At 61.8% G+C, this 12095-nt stretch carries 12 protein-coding genes; 5 read left to right on the top strand and 7 right to left on the bottom strand.

From position 1 onward, the window contains the following. Positions 1 to 7: 7 nt before the first annotated feature. Positions 8 to 1189 carry a Gfo/Idh/MocA family protein gene (locus ACT53S_RS13245; protein ID WP_476067327.1) on the bottom strand — a complete coding sequence of 394 codons (1182 nt, stop codon included), beginning with the start codon at positions 1187 to 1189 and terminating at the stop codon, positions 8 to 10. A 479-nt stretch (positions 1190 to 1668) separates the two neighbouring features. On the opposite strand from ACT53S_RS13245, the gene ACT53S_RS13250 reads away from it, so the two are divergent. Genes ACT53S_RS13250 through ACT53S_RS13270 form a run of 5 tightly spaced genes read left to right on the top strand, consistent with a single transcriptional unit; the run spans position 1669 to position 6123 of the window. Then, complete coding sequence (locus ACT53S_RS13250; RefSeq protein WP_113375811.1) at positions 1669 to 2436, top strand: GntR family transcriptional regulator; 768 nt, start codon at positions 1669 to 1671, stop codon at positions 2434 to 2436. Positions 2437 to 2485: 49 nt separating this feature from the next. Continuing rightward, a complete protein-coding gene (locus ACT53S_RS13255; RefSeq protein WP_476067328.1) occupies positions 2486 to 3508 on the top strand; it encodes an SIS domain-containing protein in 1023 nt (340 codons plus the stop codon). After that, the gene (nagA, locus tag ACT53S_RS13260) at positions 3505 to 4689 is read left to right on the top strand and encodes an N-acetylglucosamine-6-phosphate deacetylase (RefSeq protein WP_476067329.1); all 1185 of its coding nucleotides are present in this window, start codon (positions 3505 to 3507) and stop codon (positions 4687 to 4689) included. Before ACT53S_RS13255 ends, nagA begins: the two co-directional genes overlap by 4 nt. Further along, positions 4686 to 5621, top strand: a complete 936-nt coding sequence (locus tag ACT53S_RS13265; protein ID WP_476067330.1) for an ROK family protein — start codon at positions 4686 to 4688, stop codon at positions 5619 to 5621. The genes nagA and ACT53S_RS13265 overlap by 4 nt, the downstream gene beginning before the upstream one ends. 1 nt (position 5622) lies before the next feature. Next, complete coding sequence (locus ACT53S_RS13270; RefSeq protein WP_476067331.1) at positions 5623 to 6123, top strand: GNAT family N-acetyltransferase; 501 nt, start codon at positions 5623 to 5625, stop codon at positions 6121 to 6123. A gap of 3 nt (positions 6124 to 6126) precedes the next feature. Here the strand turns inward: ACT53S_RS13270 and ACT53S_RS13275 are convergent, their stop codons facing one another. The 6 genes from ACT53S_RS13275 to ACT53S_RS13300 all read right to left on the bottom strand — a co-directional run bounded on the left by ACT53S_RS13275 (position 6127) and on the right by ACT53S_RS13300 (position 12075). Further along, positions 6127 to 6972 (bottom strand): GNAT family N-acetyltransferase, encoded by an 846-nt coding sequence (locus ACT53S_RS13275; RefSeq protein WP_476067332.1) that lies wholly within the window; start codon positions 6970 to 6972, stop codon positions 6127 to 6129. Positions 6973 to 6974: 2 nt separating this feature from the next. Further along, positions 6975 to 7718, bottom strand: coding sequence for an aspartate/glutamate racemase family protein (locus tag ACT53S_RS13280; RefSeq protein ID WP_476067333.1), 744 nt, complete (start codon positions 7716 to 7718; stop codon positions 6975 to 6977). Between the two features lie 4 nt (positions 7719 to 7722). Beyond that, positions 7723 to 8541 carry an ABC transporter permease gene (locus ACT53S_RS13285; protein WP_113375804.1) on the bottom strand — a complete coding sequence of 273 codons (819 nt, stop codon included), beginning with the start codon at positions 8539 to 8541 and terminating at the stop codon, positions 7723 to 7725. A gap of 2 nt (positions 8542 to 8543) precedes the next feature. Next, the gene (locus ACT53S_RS13290; protein ID WP_476067334.1) at positions 8544 to 9449 is read right to left on the bottom strand and encodes an ABC transporter permease; all 906 of its coding nucleotides are present in this window, start codon (positions 9447 to 9449) and stop codon (positions 8544 to 8546) included. A 219-nt stretch (positions 9450 to 9668) separates the two neighbouring features. Then, entirely contained in the window at positions 9669 to 10955 is a 1287-nt protein-coding gene (locus ACT53S_RS13295; protein ID WP_476067335.1) for an ABC transporter substrate-binding protein, read from the bottom strand. Between the two features lie 31 nt (positions 10956 to 10986). Next, on the bottom strand, positions 10987 to 12075 hold the full coding sequence (locus tag ACT53S_RS13300) for an ABC transporter ATP-binding protein (protein WP_476067336.1): 1089 nt from the start codon (positions 12073 to 12075) through the stop codon (positions 10987 to 10989). Positions 12076 to 12095: the final 20 nt, after the last annotated feature.

The following is a 12095-nucleotide window of genomic DNA, read 5'->3' on the forward strand; positions in this document are numbered from 1 at the left end:
CGCCCCCTTAAGCCGACCGCGCGCGCACAGCGGCAGTCTCACCATGAAGGCAGGCGTCGAACTTTTGCCAGACGGGCTGCAGATCGATGACCTTGCGACCGAAGCGCGCCTCGTCCATGGCGAGCGCCAGGATCCCGGCTTCGAGCGCATCGATCGCCGACACCGGCTGCTTGGCACCGGTTTGCACAAAGGCAATGACATCTTCGGCCATCTGCTCGTCGGCCCCGTAGTGATGGGACTGCGCCGACGGCGCTTGGTACTTGTTGGCGACGACCTTTTCATTGGTGCGGGCATCATGCACATCCATGAAGCCGCGCACGAAATCGCCTTCCGCCATGCCCTTGGAGCCGATCACGCAGAAACGGCGAAACTCGTCGGGCACATTGAGATTGGTGTGGAAGGTCATCGACACGCCATTCTCGTATTCCACGATCGCGGTCTGGTAGTCGACGATGTCACCATCGCTGTCGAACACCTTGTCGGAGCCTTCCCAACCGCTCGGCTTGCGGTGATAGACCTCCATGTCGTTGATGCCGGAATTCTGCGGGGCATTCGCCGGAACGAAGCTTTTGCGCCCGCCGAAGCTTGCCACGAAACGCGGCCGCGCACCGACCAGACCATTGTAAAGATCGAGGTCGTGGCAGCACTTCTCCAGCATGAAGCCGCCGGCATAACGCCCGTAGCGGCGCCAGTCGCGCATAAAGAAGGCTCCATGATACGGCTGGATATGCTCGGAGGCCTCGATCGACACGACATCGCCGAGGCGCCCTTCCGCCTGCGCCTTCCTGAGGTCGCGGTAAAGCGGCGAGTAGCGCAGGACGAGGCCGACCAGCAGGCGGTCGTGACCATAGGTGTTGAGCAGCGACGCTAGCGCATAGCTCTCTTCAACACTGGTCACGATAGGCTTTTCGGTGAACACCGTCAGGCCGGCCTGCAGCCCCAGACGGATGTGATCGAGATGCATGTGGTTGGGCGAGCCGATCATCAGGAGATCGAACCCACCAGCAGCAATCAGAGCTTCGGGAGTGTCGTAGGCCGCGCCGGCGGAGACACCGTTTTCCGTCAGCGTGGCCATGCCGGCGGGCGCGGGATCGACATAACCAACGATCTCGAAGCTCGGATCGAGCTCTCGAAACACCCGACCCAGATACCCGAGACGGAATCCGAGTCCGATTATGGCGACCTTCATGATAATTCCCCTGCTTTCGTAATTCTTTTTCGCAGACTGCGTCAAAAAACGAAGATCGTCAACATATGCCGCAAAATTCGGCGCGATGATGAAAATCATTTTCAGGGCACTGCGAAACGGGCAAAGGTACCGAACCAAACCCTTCCTCCTGCGAGAGCCCTGCACGAGTGCTGGAGCAGCGAGGGGAGCCGGGATGACACCCTTGGACCATTTGTTAATTTACAATACCAAACAAAGTCCAATCGTAAAGCCAATTTCGCAGAAATCAGACGATATCTCGCCAAATATCTGGAATTTCAGCCGAAATTCGAGGTGAGCACATGTTTGCACAGCCATAATTCAAAACCATTTGCGCAATAGGTTTTGAGTTGGTATTGTTTTCGTCAAAGTTCACGGGACACCACCATGTCAGACGACATCTGCGCATACGGCTTGAGACGCCGCCTGCTTGCCGGCAACAGCCCAGGTGGACGCGCCGCATGACCCCAGCTCTTCCCTTGACCGATCTTCAGTCCATACGCGGCGGGCCGCTTTATATGAAGCTGCGCATGATGATCGAACATGCCGTTGCGTCCGGCCAGCTCAAGCACGGAGACGCCTTGCCGGCCGAGCGAGACATTGCCGAGGCGGCGCAGATCAGTCGGGTCACCGTGCGCAAGGCGATTGACGAACTGGTCGACGAAGGCCTCCTCGTACGACGTCGAGGCTCCGGCACTTTCGTCGTCAAACCCGTACAGCGCATGCAGCAGCCGTTGAGCCAGCTGACCTCCTTTACCGAAGATATGCGGCGACGCGGGATGGTGGCCGGTTCCCGCTGGCTGGGCCGCGGCTTATTTTATCCAACAGCCGAGGAAACGATGATGCTGGGTCTGGCCGGGGGCGCCCGCGTCGCGCGCCTGGACCGCTTGCGCACGGCAAACGACATGCCGATCGCCCTGGAGCGCACGAGCCTGCCGGACGATCTACTGCCCGATCCGGACCGGATCGAGGACTCGCTCTATCTCTGCCTGCTCGACGCCGGCATCCGGCCTGTTCGGGCCAACCAGCGCATCTCCGCCGTATTGTTGAAGGACGATGAGACCCGGCTGCTCGGCGTGCCGCCGGGATCCGCCGCCCTTTCCGTGCAGCGTATCGCCTATCTCGAAACCGGGCGGGTCATGGAAATGTCCACCGCCCTCTATCGCAGCGACGCCTACGATCTGGTCGCCGAGCTCGGCATCGGCTCGCCAATGAAGCCGCAGAGCTGACGCTCTCCCGGAAATGCAATACTGACAGCCCAAAATTGAAAGCAAAGATATGACGACGAAAATGCGAGAGGAGATCGACGAGATTCCGGCAGCGGCCGCTCGTCTCCTCGACAGGTCCGCCTCGACAATAGCGCATTGCGCTCAAGCCCTGCGCGACAAGAGCCCTTCCGTGGTCGTCACGGTCGCGCGTGGCTCCTCCGACCATGCAGCCTTCTTCTTGAAATACGCGATCGAACTGCAGCTGGGCCTGCCCGTGGCCTCCCTTGGCCCCTCGCTAGCCTCGATCTACGAACAACCGATGAAGCTGCACAACGCCGCCGCCTTTGCGGTCTCGCAATCGGGGGCAAGTCCCGACATCGTCGCCATGGCAAAGGGCGCTCGGAACGGCGGAGCGACCACCATAAGTCTCGTTAACACCCTGCCCTCGCCGCTCGCTGAGGCGGCAAACCACGCCGTTGACATCATGGCCGGGCCGGAAATTGCGGTCGCCGCGACCAAGTCCTTCGTTAATTCCATCGTCGCGGGTCTCGCCATTCTGGCGGCCTGGGGTGAGGACCGCGAACTCGAGCGCGCGGTTGCGGCGCTGCCGGAACACCTCAACAAAGCCCTCGCGCTCGACTGGAGCGCCCTCTTGGACCCACTTCTGCACGCGGATTCGCTCTACATGCTGGGACGTGGCCCCGCTCTCGCGATCGCCGCCGAAGCCGCCTTGAAATGCAAGGAAACCTGCGAACTGCATGCCGAGGCCTATTCCTCAGCCGAAGTCCTACACGGCCCCGTCTCGATTGTGGGACGTGACTTTCCGGTCGTCGGCTTCGCAGCGCGGGACAAGGCGGAAACCTCGATCGTGCAGACCATATCGAAACTGTCGGCGGGCAATGCGGCCTGCTTCATGACATCGGCTCTGGGCGAAGGCGGCCACCGCCTGCCCTTTGTTGCGACCGGTCACCCGATCACGGATGCACTGGCGTTGATCGTGCCCTATTATGGGTTCATCGAATCCCTGTCGCGCGCCCGGGGTTTCAACCCGGATAAGCCTGTCGCGCTGAAAAAGGTAACAGAGACCCAATGACTGCCGCCTTTGCCGTCACCGCGCGCCGCATCTTTGACGGCAGCCGCATGCATGCCGATTCAGCTCTCGTGGTAGAGGATGGCAAGATTCGCGCCATCACCTCCCAGCCGGACCTGCCGGCCGGCATGCCGCGATCCGGGCCGCCGGTGGCTCTGATCGCCCCGGGCTTCATCGACCTGCAGGTGAATGGCGGCGGTGGCGCGCTGTTCAACAACCATCCGAGCACAGCTGGCATCCGGACGATCTGCGAGGCCCATGCCCGCTACGGTACCACGGCTCTGATGGTCACCTTCATTACAGACCGCCCGGAACTGAAACGAGAGGCGATCACCGCAGGTGAACAGGCGGCCGCCCAGGCGTTGCCCGGCTTTCTTGGTCTGCATTTGGAAGGGCCGCATCTGTCGGTCGCCCGCAAGGGCACCCATGACCCCGCCCTCATCCGGCCCATGACGGAAGCCGATCTCTCGTATCTCGAAGGCGTCGCCGGCCGCTTCGGTCTGGCGATGATCACGATCGCCCCGGAAAGCGTGTCGCCCGAGCAGGTAGAACGGCTCGTTTCTGCCGGCTACCGCGTGAGCCTTGGGCATACGGATACGCCATGTGCCGACGTCCCGCCCTATGTTAATGCTGGCGCCGGGATGGTGACCCATCTGTTCAACGCCATGAGCCAGCTCGGCAACCGTGAACCCGGCCTGGTCGGCGCGGCCCTCGCCTCGCCCGCCCTTCATTGCGGTCTGATCGCCGATGGCTTCCACGTCGATCCGGTCTCGATGCGCATTGCGCTCGCCGCCAAACAGGGACCGGCGCACATTTTCCTGGTCACGGACGCCATGTCGACCATCGGCTCGGAGGAAACGAGTTTCGACCTCAACGGGCGAACTGTCTACCGCCGCGACGGCCGGTTGATGCTTTCCGACGGAACCCTCGCCGGGGCGGATATCGACATGCTCTCCTGCATCCGCTTCGTCCATGAAAAACTCGGCCTGCCGCTTGAGGAAGCCCTACGCATGGCGACGGTGTATCCGGCCGAAGCCATCGGCGCGGGTGATCGCGGCATCCTGGAAGCCGGAAAGCGCGCTGACTTCGTCGTGCTCGATGAACAACTCGACCTCTTGTCCACCTGGATCGGCGGATCTTGTGTCCATAAGTCGGGTTCCTTCGCCGACAGGGCCACCGCATGATCGTATGCTTTGATATCGGCGGCACCGCGATCAAGGGCGCGGTTGCCTACTCACCGGAAGATATCCGTCCCTTCCCGCGCCAGCCGACCCCACTTCATGACTTCGACGCCTTCGTCGCCACGCTATCGGCCCTCATCGCCGCGGCGGAAGAACAGGCCGGCAAACGCCCCGATTGCATCGCGTTGTCGATCGCTGGCGTGATCGATCCCGACACGTTGCATGCCGTGGTTGCCAATATCCCCTGCGTGCACGGCCGGCCGCTGCAGGCAGACCTCGAACGAGAACTCGGGCTTGCCGTCGTCATTGCAAATGATGCCGATTGTTTTGTTCTGGCAGAAGCCGGCATCGGCGCCGGGCGTGGCCATCGTGTCGTCTTTGGCGTAATCCTGGGCACCGGCGTTGGCGGCGGCCTCGTCATTGGTGGCAAGCTGATCAACAGCACAGGCGGCTTTGCGGGCGAATGGGGCCATGGCCCCGTACAGGCCACGGAAGCCGGCACCCCTCCGGTCCATATCCCCCGTTTCCAGTGTGGCTGCGGCCAGATCGGCTGTATCGACGCCATCTGCAGCGCTCGCGGTCTTGAGAAGCTGCATCGTGAACTGCATAAGGAGACCCGCACGAGCGAAGACATTCTCATCGATTGGCAAAAGGGCGATGCGACCGCCGCCCGCACCATCGACGTTTATGTCGACATCCTGACCGATGCCCTCTCCATGGTCGTCAATGTCACCGGCACGACCATCTTGCCCGTCGGTGGCGGGCTGTCGAACGTGCCGACCCTCATATCGGCGATTGATGTGGCCCTGCGGCGACGCATCTTGCGCAAGTTCGCCCACCCGATCGTTGTGCCGGCGACCTGCCGGGTCGAACCCGGCCTGATTGGCGCGGCCATTCTCGGCCTCGGTTTGGCAGCCGAACATCGGGAGATCTGACATGGCAGCCGACATGCTTGTGAAGCTTTACGATCTGGCACCGGACCCGGCATTGGACAAACGCATGGCGGATCAGGGCATCGTTCTGCGCCGCGCACTCGTGCCCGAGCGCACGCCGATCTGCGACTGGATCCGCCCCCGCTTCGGCGCCGGTTGGGCGGACGAAGCAACAGCCGCCATCCTGCGCCAGCCCGTCACCTGCTGGATTGCCCATCAAAGCGAGAGGCTCCTAGGTTTCGCTTGCCACGAGGCCACGATGAAAGGCTTCTTCGGCCCCACCGGGGTGGATGAGAGCGCACGTGGCAAGGGGATCGGTCACGCACTGCTGCTGAAAACGCTGCTCGACATGCGGGATCAGGGTTATGGCTATGCCATTATCGGCGGGGCGGGGCCTGTCGACTTCTACCAGCGAAGCGTGGGCGCCACCCCGATCGAGGGCTCTTCACCCGGCATTTATCGCGGCATGCTACCCACCGCCTCGCCATCCGGCATGTCGGACTGACGACTAACCCAACTCCAGGCTGGTGATTGCGTAGACACCGGAGCGCTGAATCTCGGGGGCCGCGCCGTAATACATCCGCGCGGTCTTAAAGCCGGCTTTGAAACCGAGGCGCCCGAGAAGATAGCCGAAACCCTTCTGATAGCTCGGGACGTCCAGATGGACCTCCGCACCCGTGACACTGGTGAGGCAGATCTTCAAGAGATCCTCGGCCGTGCGCCCGTCGACGGCAAAGAGCGGCCCGATCTTGTAACCGCTGAGACAAGGCCGCACCACCGCATAACCGGAAACAGCCCCCTGACGCCGGCAGACAAACGCACGCCTGGGAGGCTGCAGCCAGGTGGCAACAAAGCTCTCCCTGCGTTCGGGGAAATAGGCACGATCGAAGGCAAGGATTTCCGGAACATCAATGTCTCGCACAGCATGGCAACCGGCATCCGGTGAGCGGAGTGTCGCCACACGGTCGATGCTCCAGCGCAGCGTGTCATAGGCGGAGACGAAACCCATCCGCCCATAATTTGCCTGCTGCTCCACGACACCGTCGAGCCCCACGACCCGGTCGGCAAGATGTGCCATGCCGGCCTCCCACACCTGCCGCCCGAGCCCCTGCCCCCGAAAATCCGGATGGCAGATGTAAAGACCGATGAAGCCGAAACTGGACCCATAGCGCACAGCCGAGATTCCGGCAGCGAGCCGCCCGTCGACGAAGCATCCGAAAAAGCCATCCGGATCGGCTGACCGGAAGGCTGCGGCATCGCCATGTCCGGGGTTCCAGCCCTCCAGTGCTGCCCAACCGACAAGGTCCTCGACCTCGCCGGCCTCAAGCACGCGGATCTCCGCGTCATCCGCCACGCTCAAGCCTCCATCGCCTGGGGCGCAAAACGCGAGAGATCCCCGCCATAGGTCTTGTGAACGGGGCTCGCATAAGCGCCGCGTTTGGCCGTGGAAAGGCCCTGCGCAATCAGGCTTTCGGCCTGTTTGACGGCAGCAGCCACGCCGTCGATGACCGGCACGCCGAACTCCTGCCGCAGCGATGCCGTCAGATCCGCCATGCCCGCACAACCGAGCACGATCGCCTCGGCCCTGTCGTCCTTGAGCGCTGCGGAGATCTCGCTGCGAAGCCGGTCCCGCGCGTTCGAATTCGGATCCTCCAGCGACAGCACGGGCACATCCGCCGCCCGCACCTTGCAGCGACTGCCCATGCCATAACGATGCACGAGATGTTCGACCGGCAGCCGCGAGCGCTCCATGGTGGTGACGACTGAGAAGCGTTGGGCGATGAAGGACGTCGCAGAAAGGGCGGCCTCACAGATACCGATGACCGGGATGCCCGCCAGTGCCCGCGCCGCATCGAGCCCGGTATCGTCGAAACAGGCGATCACGATCGCATCTGCCCCTTCCCGCTCGGCCTTGGCGATCTCGACCAGCAGGCCGGGGATAGCGAAGACCTCGTCGTAATAGCCTTCGATAGACACCGGCCCCATGGACGAAGTAACCGCCAGGATCTCGGTATCCGCATGGGCGACACGGCGCGCCGCGTCCGCAATCGTCGCGGTCATGCTGGCAGTCGTATTCGGATTGATGACGGCAATCTTCATGTGGCTATGCCCGGCCCCGGCGACGGTTCATGGCCATGATGACGCCGAGCGTTCCGGCGATCACCAGGAAGGAAAAGAGCGTCGTCACCGTACCGAGTGCATAGAGCACAGGCGTCGTGACATTCGTGGTCATACCGTAGATCTCCAGCGGCAACGTGTTGTAGGTGCCGGACGTCATGAGCGTGCGAGCGAATTCATCATAGGAAAGCGTGAAGCCGAACAGGGCGACCCCGATCAGCGGCGGCGCGATCATCGGCAGGACAACATGCCGAAAGGTCTGCCACGAACTGGCCCCAAGATCGCGCGCGGCTTCCTCGTAGGACGGCGAAAAGCGGTTGAAGATCGCAAACATGATCAACACGCCGAAGGGGAGCGTCCAGGTCAGATGCGCACCAAAAGCGGAGGAATACCAGGCCGGTTGCAGGCCAAGTTGGCTGAACAATACGCCGATGCCGAGCGAAATGATGATCGAGGGCACAACCAAGCTGGCGATGGACAGATAGAACAGCGGGGTCGCGCCGATGAACTTGCGACGGAAGGCAAGCCCCGCCAAGAGCGACACGACAACGGTGACGACCATGACCATCAGTCCGAGTGCGAAGGACCGCCGGAACGAGCCGCCGAAATCGCCAACGGCTTGCGTTTCGAACAGGTTGCCGAACCAGTGCAGTGACACCCCGTTCAACGGGAAGGTCAACCCTCCGTTTGGCCCTTGGAAGGACAGGATAACGATCGCCGACAGCGGTCCGTAGAGAAACAGCACGAAGAGGGCGAAGAAGGCAGCGAGCACATAGAATTCGCGCGGGCGCTTGTCAGAATTCATCTTCACAGTTCCTTCCGGATATCGACGACGCGGAGGATGGCGGCGACCATCAGCAGAACGAGTGCCAGAAGCACCACGGCATTGGCAGCGGCGGCGGGATATTGCAGCAGCGACATTTGGTTCTTCATCATCAGCGCCACCGAGGCGCTCTGGCCGCCGGACATGACCTGCACAGTAGAGAAATCGGCCATGACGAGCGTCACGACGAAGATGGTCCCGATCGCCATGCCGGGTTTCGACAGGGGGATGATCACATTGGTCAGGATCTGCCAGCCGCTAGCACCGGCATCGCGCGCCGCTTCGAGCAGCGACCGGTCGATGCGCATCATGGTGTTGAAGATCGGGGTCACCATGAACAGCGTGTAGAGATGCACCATGGCGAGCACCACGGCGAAATCCGAATAGAGCAGCCACTCGATCGGCTGCGGAATGATGCCGGCATTGACGAGCGCCGAATTGATCAATCCGTTGCGCCCGAGCACCGGGATCCAGGAGATCATGCGGATGATATTCGAGGTCAGGAACGGCACGGTGCAGACAAGAAAGAGCACGCTCTGCATCGCGGATGTCCGGATGTGGAAGGCGAGGAAATAGGCGACCCAGAAACCGACGAACAGCGTGATTGCCCAGACGATGACGGCAAACTTCAGCGTATTGAGATAGGTCTTCCAAGTGACCCAGGAGCCGAGTGTCTCGGTGTAGTTGAACGTGACGAAGTCAGGATACATCTGGGCAAAGTCGTAATCCCAAAAGGACACGGTCACGATCATCAGGATCGGCAGGAGCAGAAATGCTCCGAGGATCAGCGCCAGCGGCGTCGCCTGCAGATAGGAGACAAGCCCGAGCGGCACGCGGATCACGCGCTTCGGCTTCGGCTCGCCGACGCCCAGAAATCGCACTTCCACCATGATGTTAGGTCTCCTGTCGCTTCGGAAAGAGCGGGCCGGGAAGGTTGCCCCTCATCCGGCTGCCGCCACCTTCTCCCCGTAAGCGGGGAGAAGGGAGCATATACCTCCCCCTTGAGGGGAGAGGTCGCGGCGAAGCCGCGGGTGGGGGTGATCCACGAGAAGCGTTCACCCCACCCCGGAGCTTCGCTCCGACCCTCCCCCTCAAGGGGAGGGTGGAAATCAAGCCGCGATGAACTCGTTCCAGCGACGAACCATGTAGCGGTCCTCGTCCATGACGGAGTTCCAGCAGGCGACTTTGCCCATGCGCTCTTCGAAGGAGCCGCCGTCGCGGACCGCACCGGCCTTCTCCATCACCTTGCCTTCCGGCGAGAGAATGTCGCCGGCCGCAGGCTTTCCTTCGATCCAGTAGCCCCACTCGTCCGCGGACATGAATTCCTTCGCGGTTTCCATGCAGGCGGAGTAGTAGCCCTGGCGGTTGAGATAGCCGCCGACCCAGCCGGAGGTATACCAGTTGATGTATTCATAAGCCGCGTCGAGCTGCGCGCCGGAAAGGTGCGACGCGAGACCCAGACCGCCACCCCAGGAGCGATAGCCTTCCTTGAGCGGCTGATACTTGCAGGCGATGCCCTTCGAGCGCACGGCGGCAACGGCCGGTGACCACATCGACTGGATGACGACTTCGCCGGACGCCATCAGGTTGACCGACTCGTCGAAGCTCTTCCAGAAGGCTCGGAACTGGCCGTCCTGCTTGGCCTTGATCAGGAAGTCGATCGTCGTGTCGATCTCAGCCTTCGTCATGTTGCCCTTGTCGGCATACTTGATGATGCCCATGGCTTCGCAGATCATCGCGGCATCCATGATGCCGATCGAAGGAATGTTGAGGATCGAGGTCTTGCCCTTGAAGGCCGGGTCCATGATGTCGGCCCAGGTGGTGATCTCGCGACCGACCAGATCCGGACGGATGCCGAGCGTGTCGGCATTGTAGATGGTCGGCATCATCGTGAAGAGCTCGGTCTCGCCCGAGGCGAAGGTCTTGGCATCCTTGCTTTCGACGTAACCGACGGTGTGCGGTGCCGTCCCCTGTGCGATGACGCTGTCCGGCAGCAGCTTGCCGGTTTTGAACAGCGGTACGACCTTGTCGTAGTATTTCAGCTTCTTCGTTTCCATCGGCTGGATGACGCCGGTCGGATAGACCTTCTTCAGGATCCAGTATTCGATGTCGGCGATGTCATAGGAATTCGGCTGGGTAACGGCGCGCTGAGCGGCCGCGTCGGAATCCGTTGCGGTCATTTCAAGCGTGATACCGAGATCCTTTTTGCACTGCTCGGCGATCGCATTGATGTTCGAAACGCCGGTGCCGAACTGGCGCAGCGTGATGTTGGACTGGGCCCAGATGGTCGGGAAGCCGGTGATGGCACCCGAACCTGCGGCGAGGCCGGCCGCCGCCGACGCGGTTTTCAGGAATGTACGGCGCGATACGCCTTTGGGGGTCTTGCTGGCAGTCATTGCTGTTCTCCTGGTTTTATTGGTTTTGGTTTCACTTCTCGACACGTCCGAGGACGATCGAATCCTGCTTGTCCCATGACAGGGTCACGCCCTCGCCGACCTTGACCGGCGACGCGAAGAACGCCGCATCGCTGAGCACGGCGGTAAATTCATCAGTAAAGGCCGTGGTGACCGTCAGCTTCACCTTGGCGCCGAGATATTCGACGTTGGAAACGATGCCGTCGAAGCCAAGACCATCGACCGCCGAGGAGCCGATGCGCACGTGGTCGGTGCGAATGGCGATCTCTGCAGTGTCCTGCTCGATGGGTGCTGTGCCGCCGGCATAGAAGCGCCCGCCACCGACCACCTCGATGAACAGCCCTTCGTCGGAGCGCTCCACAATGCGTCCCGAAAGCACGTTGTGATCGCCCATGAACCGGGCGACGAAGGCCGTGGCAGGCTTCTCGAACACCGTGCGCGGCGTCGCCGCTTGTTCAATCCGGCCTTCGTTCATCACCACGATGAGGTCGGCCAGCGCCATGGCCTCTTCCTGGCTGTGCGTTACATGCACGAAGGTGATGCCAAGCGAAGTCTGCAGCTTCTTCAGCTCAGCCCGCATACGGATCTTGAGGAAGGGGTCGAGCGCCGACAGAGGTTCGTCGAGCAGCAGCGCCTCCGGCTTGGTGATCAGGGCCCGGGCAAGCGCCACACGTTGCTGCTGCCCTCCGGACAGCTGGGCGGGTCGACGGCTCGCATAGGGCTCCAGCTGCATCAGCTTTAGCATCTCCAGCGCTTCGCGCCGCCGAGTCTCCTTGTCGACACCCTTCATCTTCAGACTGAAGGCAACGTTGTCGACAAGATCGAGATGCGGAAACAGCGCATAGGACTGAAACATCATCGCCGTGCCACGGCTGGCCGGCGGAAGATCGGTCACATTGGCGTTGCCGAAAAGTACGTCGCCAGACGACACGCTTTCATGGCCGGCAATCATCCGGAGCGTCGAAGTCTTACCGCAACCGGAAGGCCCAAGCAGGCAGCAATAGGTTCCGGCAGGCACCTTGAGGCTGACGGCATGCACGGCCGTGGCGGCTCCATAGACTTTCGAGACAGCTGCAAGTTCGATCTCGGCGGCTTTCGTCATGACGGCTCCTTCTGCTGCCG

Source organism: Allorhizobium sp. DMC15 (genome assembly GCF_056314065.1).